Source organism: Photorhabdus hainanensis (genome assembly GCF_018448965.1).
GTDB classification, from domain to species: Bacteria; Pseudomonadota; Gammaproteobacteria; order Enterobacterales; family Enterobacteriaceae; genus Photorhabdus; species Photorhabdus akhurstii.
The window spans coordinates 167,178-182,015 of the sequence record NZ_RCWD01000004.1 but is presented as its reverse complement, the minus strand read 5'-3'; the positions used below and the strand labels follow the sequence as shown (position 1 = coordinate 182,015).

The window sequence follows — 14,838 nt, the reverse complement described above, 5'->3', positions numbered from 1 at the left end:
TGAAATAAACTCATGAATAGAAATGCCTTTTTGGAATTGAATCTGATTTTTAGCCATTTTCATTTACCTCCACACAGACTTATTTTAAGTATACGCCTATGGGAGCTGAATTTAAGTGATAATCAGGAATAATTATGTTACTTAAACATTTATAAAATTTATATTATTGACTGTTCTGAGCAAAAATTTACATTTACTTAAACTATCAATTTTGATATTTATTGAGGATAAATATAAATTTATATTAACTTTCTAACGTGAAAAACAGAGGTAGAAATGAGGAATTTTAAAGACGTCAATAGGGAAAAATTTTTACAAATAAAACGTAATATGAATGAATTGACGCAAGAAAACCCACATTTTTCCCTGCTGATTTCTCCCGTTTCAAGCAATATCCGGCCCATATTTTTGTATCCTATCCCTCCAAACAGCTTTTTGAAATGTTGTTAAATCATTTGCGTAAGTTCACTGCTTGAACAATGAACTTATTCAGGATTGTAACCAGTGAAAATATTCTCAGCCTTTGGTTGTATGAACTTTTTTGAATAATAAGAGTAGCCGCAGTGTATCCATGACATCCTTAGATTAACAACAAAGGAGATATTATGACCATCAATATTCAGGAAGAATTTGACAAATTAATAGAAAAAGCTTACGAAATGTTCCCACAAAATCTTGAAGCAGATACTTATATTCAGCCCTGTGACTGCAATGTTAAACCGATTTACCCGGTTCGCTATGCTTATGTGAACTTTTTCGGCAAGGAGCTGGAAAAACCAGAAGCGCCCCCGGATATCCACACCCTGATGTTCTCTTCATCACTCCAACAAACCAAAGGCTATGCCGCCCGCCTGCTGCGTCCCGGATGGATATACATTAAGGAAGAAGACCCGCTTACCGCTCGCGGCAGCAAGGCCCGGGGCTATCTTCATATCTTTAAATACTGCGTGTCAGAGAAAGAGGTTAACGGCAAAAAACAGCGGGTAGAGAAATTTAGAAAATATATGTTTCTCAACCGCAGAGATGCCAGTGAAGGGCTTATCCCTGAGCCGGGCATTCGGGGTGAAGGTCATTCATTCCTGTTTGTCGCCAAAGATGTCATCAATATCAGTATCGCCTACAGTGAACACCCGTGGCACTCCTCAATACTGGCTAAGATTGACAACAGTCTTGAACTGCGGCAAAAAACCATGCAGTTTATCAACCTCGAACAGAAGCAATCCCCTTTTGCGGTTAACGCCTCAAACAAGTATTTTCGAAAACTGATTGTCGATTACAAAATCCGGCAGGAACAGTTTGCCAACATCAAGGCCATCATTGAAAAAGACATCAATGAACTGGATTTGGCTGACGTCAGTATTGATACGCTGACCACTCAGGACAGCTACGAAATGGACGCCGGTAAGATTATCCAGGAAATCAACAGTTATCTGCACTTCAATGAACAGGCGCGGATTGTGATCCTGCATGACCCGGTAGGCCGTCAGCGGGACATTGTGGAAGCCTACTCTATCCTGAATTTGTGGCAACAGAGCTATAACGCCTCCAACATCTATCCACTGACCATCGGTTTTTATGTCGAAAAGCTCAAAGCCACCAAAAACCCGGAGCTGAAAAAGAAAATAGATGACAGTATTCATCAGGACCGCTGGAACAACGACTGGCCGAAACTGAAAAAAGTCACCGAAGATTTTGAAGCGCGTCAGGCGATGTTTATGAAACTGTTTGAAGCCTTTGCGGATAACCCGGACCTCAGTTATCAAGTCGGCGGGCTGCAAAATTACTTTCACTACTTCTTTTCACTGCAAGATGAAAAACAGACGCTGGAAGAAGAGGATGCGCTGGAGTTCCGGTTTTTCAGTGAAATTCTCTCAGGTCTGCTCGGCAACCTGCAATCATCCTTGCCCGGCCAGCAGGTTTTAGCGAAGCTTGCAGCCAAAGAGTCAGATAGCAACGGGGATGGCAACTTCTGGCGCACCATTACCACCGGGGTTGTCACCGTACTAAATAACGACAAAGTAAAATCACCGATGCTTAAGGGCCCGTTTATTAGTGGAGTCGATAATATTCTGCTGGGGATGGGGACCTTTCTGGCAACCGTCTGCGCCTATACTAATCAGGCAATTTATCAGGGTTCAAGTTATGTCCGCCAGCTTCCCCAGAAAGCCATTGACCAGATAACCCAACAACTGGTTCCGGCCCTGTTATCCACGTTGGGAGTGGTGATTGAACCGGATGGCAGAGTGGCACTCAGTGAACAGAGCTATCAGGAAGTGCTTAAGCGGCTGGAATCGAAAACGAATCGCAACCGACCTGACCCGGCAGTACGTCAACAGGCTATCGGAGAACGGATGATTAACTGGAGTAAATGCCTGGAATCACTTGGCAATAAACCGGTGATCACTCTGCCGGAAGTTAAGACCAGTGTGGATTCTCCGGTTCAGCTTTTTACCTTAGAAGGGGCTAATAAAACCTCTATTGGTTTACTGTTTGATTCTTCATTGACCGGTGTCAGCCTGTTTCTGAATGCCTTCACCCTGGCGGACGTGGTTATGCAGACAGAATATGCCCGCAACAACCCGTTACAACCCGGACCTACCTATATGAATCTGCTGCGCTTTAGTACCGCGGTAATTGGTATGAGTGCCGATTTGACTTCTATTGGTTCGACACTGGCAAGTAAAGTGAATTCCCCTATAGTGAAGGCATTGATGAACGGGACAAAAATGTCTTCTATCAATGCGGCGATGGTCAGTCAGTTCTCCCGGATTGCCGGTAGTGTGGCGGGATATTTAGGAGCAATTATCTCCTTCTATGATGCGAGTAATGCTTTCAAAGTGGGTAATAACATGGAAGGTTATGGGCAAGTTGCTATAGGGACCGGTTCTACCATCTTAACAACAGCAGTTGTGATCGGAGCTGCGGTAGGTACCTTTCTGACGGCAGGAGTACTCACAGCAATAGTCATTGGAGCTGGCTTGCTTATCGGTGGCAGTATTGTACAAGCTAGCAGTGCCTGGTCGGATTTGGAGAAAGTGCTGAATAACTGTTTTTGGGGAGCAGGGAAAAAATATAGTTTTTGGAGTGATGACGGAAGGCCAACCATTCTAGAACAACTTAAAGCAGCCAGGAAAATGGATAATGACACCCAAAATCATTTTATTATTGAAAACCAAGAATTTTTAAATCTCTTTATCCAGCCACAACTGAAAATACATCAGGGCTTTGGCGTTACCATCTATCGTTTTATTCTACCTGCTTTTCAGATGGGTCTCTCAAATATTCGCGGGATCTTTGTGACTTCTCCTAAAACCTCTTACTGGGGAGAAAAAATCTATTATATTGAGATTAACCGTCAAAAATATACCCTAGATACTTTTCGCAATACCAAATTTAAGGAAGCCCAGGAACAAGCCAAATTGACCCTAAATGGTGATACTGCAACGTTGGAGATAACAGTTACGGAGACAATGGGAGTTTATCCCCATAGTAGCGAACTGTATTGGTACTATGAGCAATCAGCAAATGTCATCGCTCCTCTGCGCTACTTTTGGGGAGAGAAACCAACAGAGGAAAATACGATTAAAGGTAGTTTTGACGGGGAGCAGGTATTATGAAGCAACGATTAAAAAACTTACTTAAAAAATGGTTTCCCACTATTCATCCACTGCCGTCTAAACGGCTGGCACATTGGGAAAAAGAAATTCTGGCAGTACCACCAGATATTAAGAATGCAGAAACCATCAAACATATGGAAATGTTGGATTACCTTGATAATAAGGAATGCCATATCCGTAACACTCAACGCCGAGCCCGAAGTATTGCTTTGATTCCCGTAACTCTGGGGATTATTAGTAGCCTGATTTTGAGCATTAATAATTTTATAGAAGAACGAAGAAGTGGAGAAGCATACATTCACCGTTGGGTTAATTTAGTCAAAGAAGAATATGGTGAGAAATTTTATCTACGCAATGATTTACCGGATTATATGGAAAATGCACGTTATATTGGTAATGATAAAGAGATTTCTCTAAGAAAATACCTACATTATCGCTATAACTATTATGAATATAGTGATGATATTTTTATAATTGATATGACATTTATGCTACTTTATCTATTGATGATTCCGCTTTTTGTCTGGGCTGTCTTTTTTTTACGCCGGCAGGCACCATTAATTATTGATCGTGACCGACAGATTTTTTACACCTGGTATAAAGGCAAAGCTTATGCAGCCCGCTATCCCCAAGTAGGCATGGCAGAAAAAACTAATATTCTGTTCCTCAAAGTTTATGGCCTAGACGAAAATAATAACCTTGTCGGGCGTGGTTTTATCCCTAACGTCAGCAGTTATTCTTTTGCCTTCTTAAGTAGTGGCAATGATAAAGTACTGGCAGTCGCCTTTATGGTGAAATTCTTATTAAACGGCAAAGAGGCAGTCAGTAAAGTGAACTATAAACGCCGTGAGCCGCTTATCTGGTGGAGTAAAGATAAAAGACCCGCCGATTTAGAAGTTCAAATTCCGTTGATTCTGGCAGAATTGGATCGCTTAGGTCCCCCTGATGAAGATCTTTCCGAATGAAAGTGAAATTAAAAAACTTGCTTAAAAAATGGTTTCCCACTATTCATTCACTGCCAGCCAAACGGCTGGCTCGTTGGGAAAAAGAGATTCTGGCGGCACCACCGGATATCAAGAATGAGGAAACGATTAAGCATGTAGAGATACTGGACTACCTTGATAATAGAGAGTGCCATGTTCGTAACACTCAGCGCCGCGCTCGGAGTATTACTTTGATTCCGGTAACTCTAGGACTAATCACCAGTATGTTATTAACAGTAAATGATTTCATAGAAGAACGGAAGAGTAATGAATCAGAAATTTATCATTGGGTTGATGTAGCTAAAAAAGAATATGGGGAGAAGTTTTACCTACGTGATGATCTACCTGACTATTTGAACGGTATGGACTATATTGGTGATGATAAAGATCTATCCCTGATAAAATACTTGTATTACCGCTATAATTATTATGAATATAGTGACTATTATTTTAAAATTGATATAGGTTTCCTGCTACTCTACCTACTGATTATTCCTCCTTTTGTCTGGGCCATCTTTTTCTTACGCCGTCAGGCACCATTAATTATCGATCGCGAACGGCAGATCTTTTATACTTGGTATAAAGGCAAAGCTTATGCCGCCCGCTATCCCCAAGTAGGCATGGCAGAAAAAACTAATATTCTGTTCCTCAAAGTTTATGGCCTAGACGAAAATAATAACCTTGTCGGGCGTGGTTTTATCCCTAACGTCAGCAGTTATTCTTTTGCTTTTTTAAGTAGTGGCAATGATAAAGCTCTGGCAGTTGCCCTTATGGTGAAATTCTTATTAAACGGCAAAGAGGCAGTCAGTAAGGTGGATTATAAACGCCGTGAGCCGCTTATTTGGTGGAGTAAAGATAAAAGACCTGCCGATTTAGAAGCTCAAGTTCCATTGATTCTGGCAGAATTGGATCGATTAGGTCCCCCTGATGAAGATCTTTCCGAATGAAAATTAGCGTTAAAAAGTCATTTCCTACTATTCATCTTACACCAGCCAAATGATTGGCATGCTGGAGAAAAGAAATTCTGACTGTATCGCTGGATATCAGGAATGAAGAAATCATTAAACATGTGAAAATACTGTATTGCCTGAATGATTTCTTTCTATCCGCATTTACAATTTATTCACAAGCATAATTTGTAATAATAACGCTTACTGAGGCGAACAGTAGAAATCCTTATTTTCCGCTTTTTCCATCATATAGGGGTAAAATTGCCAGAATAGTGCTTCAAAGTCAGCGTAATGTTGTTCTATATCCTGAAATGATCCAGATAAAGCCGATAATCTGGGATGCCTTCGGGCCATGCCTGTTAATACATCTGCGATAAATGCAAGATCTGCATAGCGGATTAGCCAGTTTTGCGGCCATAAAAATTCATTCAGCTCCTGAAATTTTTCAGGAGTGTAATAAAGATGAGGTTCAATTTGGTTGCGGGCATGGTGAATAAATGCCGGTAATGAGTAAGTGGGAACTAATTTATCCCAATACAAGGAGAGGAAGTGATCCCAGATAATATCCAAAGTGATCGGCGCAACCCGTCGATATGGATTACTGAACAAGTGACGGGCTTGTATAACCAATGGATGGGTATCTGTTAATACGTCAACACGCCGATGCATGCGAATACCTGCAACCACATCAGCGCTGTATTGCCCCTCTGGATTACCACGCACAAAATCTGCCATCAGATTCCCTAACAGGGAACTGTCAGCCAGAGTAGCTAAATGTAGGTGAGCGAGAAAATTCATTCGGTGATTATAATATAAATCCGCGAAGTTATGTGCTTATTTGTTGCACCCTCAGTGCTGCGGCACTAGACTAGTCCGCCTGTTTTTCTGAATGATTAAATATAATGCGTGTCTCCGATTTTACTTTTGAACTTCCTGACGAAATGATTGCTCATTACCCTCAACCACAACGCAGTGGCTGCCGTTTGCTCTCGCTTGATGGTGAAACGGGGGCATTAACGCATGGTGTTTTTACGGATGTTCTCGATAAGCTGAATGCCGGAGATTTACTGGTTTTCAATAATACTCGCGTCATACCTGCGCGTATTTTCGGCCGAAAAGCTACCGGCGGTAAGCTGGAAGTGCTGGTTGAACGGGTGTTGGATGATAAGCGGGTACTTGCACATGTGCGTGCTTCCAAAGCGCCAAAAGAGGGAACTGAGCTGTTGTTGGGTGACAATGAAAGTCTTAAAGCAACCATGTTGGCTCGCCATGATAGTCTGTTCGAAATACGTTTTGATGATGAGCGCGATGTGCTGTCTATTTTGGATGATGTCGGTCATATGCCTTTGCCGCCTTATATTAATCGTCCTGATGAAGAGGCAGACCGTGAGTTGTATCAAACTGTATACAGTGAGCGGCCCGGGGCGGTAGCTGCGCCAACCGCCGGTCTGCATTTTGATGAGCCATTGTTGGAAGCGCTGCGTAAAAAGGGCGTGGAGATGGTTTTTGTGACATTGCATGTTGGTGCCGGTACTTTCCAACCAGTGCGGGTAGAGACTATTGAAGACCATATTATGCATGCCGAATATGCAGAAGTGCCACAGGATGTGGTTGATGCTGTGCTGGCGTGTAAGGCGCGAGGTAACAAAGTTGTTGCTGTTGGCACAACCTCAGTGCGATCGCTGGAAAGTGCAGCAAAAGCCTGCCAGGATGGGTTAATTGCGCCATTTTTTAATGACACGCAAATTTTTATCTATCCGGGTTTTGAATATCAAGTTGTGGACGCGTTGATTACTAATTTCCATTTGCCGGAATCGACACTTATCATGTTGGTTTCTGCGTTTGCGGGTTATAAAAATACGATGAATGCTTATAAAGAGGCAGTTGCAGAAAAATATCGTTTCTTTAGTTACGGTGATGCGATGTTTATTCGTCGTAATCCCTTCGCTTGCAAGGAAAAGATTTCTTAATTTAATGTAATAATTATGGCATTGACTGGAATATATTGTTGAAGTTGTTGAAAATAGGATTATGTGAATATCTCAGCTCAACGGTAAATTTCAACTTTGTCTGGTTTTAAACAACAGCATCGGACTGTTTATCTGATGCTTGGAGGTTAAGTGAAATTTGAATTACAAACTACCGATGGTCAAGCCCGTCGTGGTCGTCTGATTTTTGAGCGTGGCGTGGTAGAAACGCCGGCATTTATGCCAGTTGGGACTTATGGCACGGTAAAAGGGATGACACCGGAAGAGGTAAAGGAAACTGGTGCGCAGATCCTGCTTGGCAATACTTTCCATCTGTGGCTACGTCCAGGGCAGGAAATCATGAAACTTCATGGTGATCTGCATGGGTTTATGCAATGGCATGGTCCAATCTTGACGGATTCAGGCGGTTTTCAGGTATTCAGCCTTGGCGCAATGCGTAAAATCAAAGAGGAAGGTGTACATTTCCGTAACCCAATCAATGGTACCCCAGTTTTCCTTAGCCCAGAAAAATCGATGGAAATTCAGTATGATTTGGGCTCTGATATTGTCATGATTTTTGATGAATGCACGCCATATCCTGCTGATTGGGATTATGCGAAACGTTCGATGGAGATGTCCTTACGTTGGGCGGCGCGTAGTCGTAAGCGTTTTGATGAATTACAGAATAAAAACGCGTTGTTTGGTATTATTCAGGGAAGTATTTACGAAGATTTACGTGACATCTCAGTAAAAGGTCTGGTAGAGATTGGTTTTGATGGATACGCTGTAGGTGGTCTGGCGGTAGGCGAGCCTAAAGAGGATATGCACCGTATTCTTGAGCATGTCTGTCCGCAAATCCCGCAAGATAAACCGCGCTATCTGATGGGCGTGGGGAAGCCAGAAGATTTGGTGGAAGGGGTTCGTCGCGGCATTGATATGTTTGATTGTGTGATGCCGACCCGAAATGCCCGTAATGGTCATCTTTTTGTGACCAATGGTGTGATTAAGATCCGTAATGCCAAACATAAAGAGGATACTTCCCCGTTGGATGAGCAGTGTGACTGTTATACTTGTCGGAATTATAGTCGGGCATATTTGCATCATCTCGACCGTTGTAACGAAATTCTCGGTGCAAGGCTGAATACTATCCATAATTTGCGGTATTATCAGCGCCTGATGGCTAAGATTCGTCAAGCTATCGAAGAGGGTAATCTTGAACAGTTTGTTGAAGATTTTTATCAACGGATTGGTAAACCCGTTCCGGCATTAAGTATTTGACTTAAGTGGTGATTGACTGGTTTCGGTGTGTATAGCATATTGCGGCTGGTTTTTGATTACTATTGAATTTGATAACAATGAGGGAAGTTTAATGAGTATTATTTCTGAAGCAGCAGCATCTGCTGGCGCACCGGCTCAGGGAAGCCCATATTCTTTGATCATCATGCTGGTCGTTTTTGGCTTGATCTTCTACTTCATGATCCTGCGTCCACAACAGAAACGTACTAAAGAACATAGAAAGCTGATGGATTCTATTTCCAAAGGTGATGAGGTGATGACCAATGGTGGTTTGATTGGTCGCGTCACTAAAGTTTCTGACACGGGTTATATCGTTGTAGCACTGAATGAGACTACTGAAGTGACCATTAAACGTGATTTCGTCGCTGCCGTTTTACCGAAAGGTACGATGAAAGCTCTATAATTTCTGATTTTCCCGAAGGGAACTGCCGTGCTAAACCGTTATCCTTTGTGGAAGTATCTGATGCTGATCGCTGCGATCCTCATCGGTTTGCTTTATGCACTTCCCAACCTTTATGGTGAGGATCCGGCTGTACAAATCACTGGCGCGCGAGGTGTCGCCGCCAGTGAGCAAACGCTGGTCCAAGTCCATAATGTTTTAGAAAAGAATCAAATCGCGAGTAAATCTATTACGCTGGAAAATGGCGCGATTCTTGCTCGTTTCAATAATTCCGATATTCAGCTTCGTGCCCGTGAAGTATTGATGTCCACATTAGGCGATCAATACGTGGTGGCATTGAACCTGGCGCCAGCAACACCAACCTGGTTAAGTAAGGTTGGCGCCGAACCAATGAAGTTGGGCCTTGATCTGCGGGGTGGGGTGCACTTCCTGATGGAAGTGGATATGGAAACCGCATTAGGCAAACTGCAAGAGCAGAATATTGATGGTCTGCGCACTGATTTGCGTGAAAAGGGTATTCCTTATTCCACTGTTCGTAAAATTGATAATTACGGCGTAGAAATCCGCTTCCGTGATGAAAAAGCGCGTGCTGAGGCGGAAAACTATCTGACAGGTCGTCACCGTGATTTAGTTTTCAGTATCGGAACTAATAATACCCTGAAAGCGGTGATGAGTGATGAACGTCAGCGCGAAGCCCGTTCTTATGCGGTACAACAGAACATTACTATTCTACGTAACCGTGTTAATCAACTGGGGGTGGCTGAACCATTGGTTCAGCGTCAGGGCGCTGACCGTATTGTGGTTGAATTACCGGGTATTCAGGATACCGCTCGTGCAAAAGAGATTCTTGGCGCGACAGCAACGTTGGAATTCCGTCTGGTTAATACCGGTATTGATTCTACCGCGGCTGCATCAGGTCGTGTGCCTGGTGATTCTGAGGTGAAAAACACCCGTGACGGTAATCCGGTTGTGCTATATAAGCGTGTTATTCTGACCGGTGATCACATTACAGATTCAATCTCGGATGCCGATGAATATGGTAATCCACAGGTGAGTATTTCACTGGACAGTGCCGGTGGCACAGCGATGTCTAATTTCACCAAAGACAATGTTGGTAAGCCAATGGCAACACTGTTTGTGGAATATAAAGACAGCGGTAAGAAAGATGCTAACGGTCGGGCGGTGTTAGTTAAACATGAAGAAGTGATTAACATTGCTAATATTCAGACTCGTCTGGGGAACAATTTCCGTATCACGGGCCTTTCCAATGCAACCGAAGCGCGTCAGTTATCCTTATTGTTGCGTGCGGGGGCTTTGATTGCGCCGATTCAGATTGTGGAAGAGCGTACCATTGGACCAACCCTTGGTCTGCAAAATATTGAACAAGGTTTAGAAGCTTGTCTGTGGGGCTTAATTGCATCAATTCTGTTTATGGTGATTTACTATCGTAAATTTGGCGTGATTGCGAGCAGTGCGTTGTTGGCTAACTTGGTGTTGATTGTCGGTATCATGTCTCTGCTGCCAGGGGCGACGTTAACCATGCCGGGGATCGCGGGTATTGTGCTAACGCTGGCGGTGGCGGTTGATGCTAACGTGCTGATTAACGAACGTATCAAAGAAGAACTGCGTAATGGCCGGACAGTGCAACAAGCGATACATGAAGGTTATAAAGGGGCTTTCTCCAGTATTATTGACGCTAACCTGACTACGTTGATTACTGCGGTCATTCTTTATGCTGTTGGTACCGGGTCAATTAAAGGCTTTGCGATAACAACGTCAATTGGTGTCGCGACTTCTATGTTCACCGCTATTGTAGGTACTCGAGGGATCGTCAACCTGCTATACGGCGGTAAGCGTATTAAGAAGCTGTCAATTTAAGGAGCACGTTGTGGCACAGGATTATACTGTTGAACAATTGAACTATGGTCGCAGAGTCTATGACTTTATGCGCTGGGACAACGTTGCTTTCGGAATTTCGTTGCTGCTGTTGGTAGCTTCTGTTTTTGTGATGGCAACCCGCGGATTTAACTGGGGACTCGATTTTACCGGTGGTACGGTAATCGAAATCAAACTCAGTCAATCTGCTGATCTGGATAAGATGCGTGATAGCCTGGCAAAAGCGGGTTTTGAAGATCCGCTGTTGCAAAATTTCGGTAGTAGCCGTGATGTCATGGTGCGTATGCCACCGGTTACGGGAGCGGCTAATGAGGAACTGGGTAAAAAGGTTATTAAGGTCGTTAATGACACCATTGATAAAGATGCGAGTGTCAATCGTATTGAAATTGTTGGTCCGAGTGTCGGTGCTGAGCTCGCCCAAGATGGTGCAATGGCGTTACTGGCGGCGCTTGTCTGTATCTTGATTTATGTTGGGTTCCGTTTTGAATGGCGTTTAGCATTGGGTGCGGTTCTTGCCCTTGCCCATGACGTCATCATCACATTAGGGGTTCTATCACTGTTTCATATCGAGATTGACCTGACCATTGTGGCATCGCTGATGTCGGTTATCGGTTACTCATTGAATGACAGTATCGTGGTTTCTGACCGTATCCGTGAGAATTTCCGTAAGATCCGTCGTGGTACGTCGTATGAAATTATGAACGTCTCTCTGACGCAAACATTGAGCCGTACAATCATGACGTCCGCGACTACCTTACTGGTGGTGCTGATGTTGTATATTTTCGGCGGCGCGATGTTGAAGGGTTTCTCACTAGCGATGTTAATCGGTGTTTCTATCGGTACGGTATCTTCTATCTATGTTGCTTCCGCTTTAGCGTTGAAACTGGGTATGAAGCGTGAACACATGATCCAGCAAAAAGTTGAAAAAGAAGGGGCTGATCAGCCATCTTTGTTACCTTAATTATTCTGCCTTGATGCTGTTCAAACACCCTGTGAGTATTCCGGCTGACAGGGTGTTTTTTATTCAGATTAAGGATAAACTGTAAATTTAGTTTGGATTAACCATCAGGAAACGATATGCATTGCCCATTTTGTGCTGCTGTTGATACCAAAGTGATTGACTCTCGTTTAGTTGGGGATGGCTCGCAGGTGCGCCGACGGCGCCAGTGTCTTGAGTGTCATGAGCGATTCACCACTTTTGAAATGGCTGAGTTGGTTATGCCTAGAGTAATAAAAAGTGACGATATCCGAGAGCCGTTCGATGAAGAAAAATTGCGCCGCGGTATGCAAAAAGCACTGGAGAAGCGCCCGGTTAGTTCTGATGATGTAGAGATGGCGATTAGCTATATTAAATCTCAGTTACGTGCTACCGGTGAACGGGAAGTTCCATCCAAAATGATTGGTAATCTGGTCATGGATGAATTGAAGAAATTGGATAAAGTTGCTTATATCCGTTTTGCTTCTGTTTATCGCAGCTTTGAAGATATTCGTGAATTTGGCGAAGAGATTGCTAAATTACAAGGTTGAGCCAGTGAATAACGATAAAAAATATATGGCGCGTGCTTTGGAATTAGCGCGTCAAGGGCGCTTTACCACGTCACCTAATCCCAACGTAGGTTGTGTGATTGTGCGTGATGGGCAGATTATTGGGGAAGGTTTTCATTTACGTTCTGGCGAGCCACATGCTGAGGTTCACGCTTTACGGATGGCCGGAGATAAAGCTAAGGGCGCAACTGTTTATGTCACGCTTGAACCGTGCAGTCATCACGGTAAAACGCCACCTTGTGCCGATGCGTTGATTGCGGCTGGTGTTAGCCGTGTGGTTGCGGCGATGCAGGACCCTAATCCACAGGTAGCAGGAAGGGGACTTTATAAGCTGCAACAGGCTGGTATTGCAGTAGAGCATGGTCTGATGATGGAAGAAGCTGAATCTCTCAACCGGGGATTTTTGAAACGGATGCGTACCGGATTCCCGTATGTTCAGTTGAAGATGGCTTCTTCTCTTGACGGGCGAACTGCATTAGCTTCTGGCGAAAGTAAATGGATTACATCATCTCAAGCTCGCGATGATGTGCAAAAATTCCGTGCTCAATGTAGCGCGATTCTGAGTTCCAGTAGCACTGTTCTGGCTGATGATCCTCACTTGACGGTTCGTTGGAGTGAATTGGATGCAGAAACTCAGGCGGCTTATCCCGAGGAAAATCTTTGTCAACCGGTACGTGTTATTGTTGACAGTCAAAATCGTGTTGGTCCTCAGCATCAGGTGATACAACAGCCCGGTTATTGTTGGCTGGCTCGCACTAAAGCAGATGAACATGACTTGTCTAAAAATGTAGAACAGATACTGTTACCGGCTCATGGTGCTGGGGTAGATTTAGTGTCATTGATGATGCAGTTGGGGAGGCGCCAGATCAATACGGTCTGGACTGAATGCGGGGCATTGTTGGCGGGGGCATTGCTAACGTTAGGATTGGTGGATGAACTGGTTCTTTACGTTGCGCCAAAAGTGCTAGGTGATACGGCTTGTGGTTTGTTTACTATTCCTGAACTCAAAAATCTGGCAGTGGCGCCGGAATTTGACATTTTTGATATACAGCAAGTTGGGCCTGATCTTCGTCTGCGTTTACGGCCTGTATACTGACTGAATATGTGAGTGTGGATTAATTTGCCTGTTTTTATGCTCCGTTGCTAAATCGGCAGGCGCGGCTAACGAAAGAATATGATAGAATCCGCCCCCCTGCGGATATGAACAGATAGAAGGAAGGCTATGAACGTAATCAAAGGTGTTGTTGCAGCTCCACAAGCTCGTGTGGCGATTGCCATTGCACGTTTCAACAACTTCATTAATGACAGTCTGTTAGGAGGCGCGGTAGATGCGCTTGAGCGTATCGGTCAGGTTGCCTCAGAGAATATCACTGTTGTCTGGGTTCCTGGTGCTTACGAGTTACCATTGACAGTGAAGACATTGGTCGAAACCCGAAAATATGATGCCGTTGTCGCGCTAGGTACAGTTATCCGCGGTGGTACCGCTCATTTTGAATACGTTGCTGGTGAATGCAGTTCTGGTCTGTCTAGTGTGGCGATGTCCAGTGAAATCCCAGTGGCATTTGGTGTTCTGACTACAGAAAGCATTGAACAGGCGATTGAACGCGCTGGAACCAAAGCGGGTAATAAAGGCGCAGAAGCTGCATTAACCGCGCTGGAAATGGTCAATGTAATTAATGCCATTAAAGGCTGATTTTAGTTTTAATTAAGGGGAATCTTGTGAAACCTGCTGCTCGTCGTCGTGCTCGTGAGTGCGCTGTTCAGGCTATATATTCATGGCAATTATCTGGCAATAGCATTGCTGATGTTGAATTACAGTTTCTGTCGGAGCAGGACGTCACTGGTGTTGACGTAACCTATTTTCGTGAATTGCTGTCAGGAGTAGCTGTGAATGCAGTTAAGCTGGATGCTTTGATGGCTCCTTATCTTTCCCGTCAGCTCGAAGAGTTAGGTCAGGTAGAAAAAGCCATTTTGCGTGTTGCTATGTTTGAACTAAGTTATCGTGATGATGTCCCTTATAAAGTGGCTATTAACGAAGCTATCGAATTGGCAAAAGTCTTCGGTGCTGAAGATAGTCACAAATTCGTGAACGGAGTATTGGATAAATCTGGTCCAGCAGTACGCAGAAAAAGATAAGCTACTGCTTGTCGGGTTTTTCCCACCGTAGACGATGATTTGTAAGGC

The 14,838-nt window shown here is 43.9% G+C and carries 13 protein-coding genes; 12 read left to right on the top strand and 1 reads right to left on the bottom strand.

What is annotated here, in order from left to right; all coding sequences use genetic code 11:
- Window positions 1-605: 605 nt before the first annotated feature.
- The 3 genes from EAE92_RS04330 to EAE92_RS04320 are packed head-to-tail and all read left to right on the top strand — an operon-like array spanning window position 606 to window position 5,547.
- Window positions 606-3,617, top strand: a complete 3,012-nt coding sequence (locus tag EAE92_RS04330) for a toxin VasX (protein ID WP_214067172.1) — start codon at window positions 606-608, stop codon at window positions 3,615-3,617.
- Window positions 3,614-4,582 carry a hypothetical protein gene (locus EAE92_RS04325; RefSeq protein ID WP_214067171.1) on the top strand — a complete coding sequence of 323 codons (969 nt, stop codon included), beginning with the start codon at window positions 3,614-3,616 and terminating at the stop codon, window positions 4,580-4,582. The genes EAE92_RS04330 and EAE92_RS04325 overlap by 4 nt, the downstream gene beginning before the upstream one ends.
- The gene (locus EAE92_RS04320) at window positions 4,579-5,547 is read left to right on the top strand and encodes a hypothetical protein (protein WP_214067170.1); all 969 of its coding nucleotides are present in this window, start codon (window positions 4,579-4,581) and stop codon (window positions 5,545-5,547) included. The genes EAE92_RS04325 and EAE92_RS04320 overlap by 4 nt, the downstream gene beginning before the upstream one ends.
- 204 nt (window positions 5,548-5,751) lie before the next feature.
- Here the strand turns inward: EAE92_RS04320 and EAE92_RS04315 are convergent, their stop codons facing one another.
- Window positions 5,752-6,348: an acyl carrier protein phosphodiesterase gene (locus EAE92_RS04315; protein ID WP_040149999.1), complete on the bottom strand. Its 597-nt coding sequence runs from the start codon at window positions 6,346-6,348 to the stop codon at window positions 5,752-5,754.
- 104 nt (window positions 6,349-6,452) lie between these two features.
- Here EAE92_RS04315 and queA point away from each other — a divergent pair, with 104 nt between their 5' ends.
- The 9 genes from queA to nusB all read left to right on the top strand — a co-directional run bounded on the left by queA (window position 6,453) and on the right by nusB (window position 14,790).
- Window positions 6,453-7,520, top strand: coding sequence for a tRNA preQ1(34) S-adenosylmethionine ribosyltransferase-isomerase QueA (gene queA / locus EAE92_RS04310; RefSeq protein WP_214067169.1), 1,068 nt, complete (start codon window positions 6,453-6,455; stop codon window positions 7,518-7,520).
- A 150-nt stretch (window positions 7,521-7,670) separates the two neighbouring features.
- Window positions 7,671-8,795 (top strand): tRNA guanosine(34) transglycosylase Tgt, encoded by a 1,125-nt coding sequence (gene tgt, locus EAE92_RS04305; RefSeq protein WP_036808812.1) that lies wholly within the window; start codon window positions 7,671-7,673, stop codon window positions 8,793-8,795.
- A gap of 91 nt (window positions 8,796-8,886) precedes the next feature.
- Window positions 8,887-9,216, top strand: coding sequence for a preprotein translocase subunit YajC (yajC, locus tag EAE92_RS04300; RefSeq protein WP_036775066.1), 330 nt, complete (start codon window positions 8,887-8,889; stop codon window positions 9,214-9,216).
- A 27-nt stretch (window positions 9,217-9,243) separates the two neighbouring features.
- Window positions 9,244-11,091 (top strand): protein translocase subunit SecD, encoded by a 1,848-nt coding sequence (gene secD, locus EAE92_RS04295; protein WP_214067168.1) that lies wholly within the window; start codon window positions 9,244-9,246, stop codon window positions 11,089-11,091.
- Between the two features lie 10 nt (window positions 11,092-11,101).
- Window positions 11,102-12,070, top strand: a complete 969-nt coding sequence (secF, locus tag EAE92_RS04290; protein WP_036775069.1) for a protein translocase subunit SecF — start codon at window positions 11,102-11,104, stop codon at window positions 12,068-12,070.
- 116 nt (window positions 12,071-12,186) lie between these two features.
- Window positions 12,187-12,636, top strand: coding sequence for a transcriptional regulator NrdR (gene nrdR / locus EAE92_RS04285; protein WP_036775072.1), 450 nt, complete (start codon window positions 12,187-12,189; stop codon window positions 12,634-12,636).
- Window positions 12,637-12,640: 4 nt separating this feature from the next.
- Complete coding sequence (gene ribD / locus EAE92_RS04280) at window positions 12,641-13,750, top strand: bifunctional diaminohydroxyphosphoribosylaminopyrimidine deaminase/5-amino-6-(5-phosphoribosylamino)uracil reductase RibD (RefSeq protein WP_181150124.1); 1,110 nt, start codon at window positions 12,641-12,643, stop codon at window positions 13,748-13,750.
- Between the two features lie 126 nt (window positions 13,751-13,876).
- Entirely contained in the window at window positions 13,877-14,347 is a 471-nt protein-coding gene (ribH, locus tag EAE92_RS04275; RefSeq protein WP_046394460.1) for a 6,7-dimethyl-8-ribityllumazine synthase, read from the top strand.
- Window positions 14,348-14,373: 26 nt separating this feature from the next.
- On the top strand, window positions 14,374-14,790 hold the full coding sequence (gene nusB, locus EAE92_RS04270; protein WP_046394461.1) for a transcription antitermination factor NusB: 417 nt from the start codon (window positions 14,374-14,376) through the stop codon (window positions 14,788-14,790).
- The last annotated feature ends 48 nt before the right edge of the window (window positions 14,791-14,838 follow it).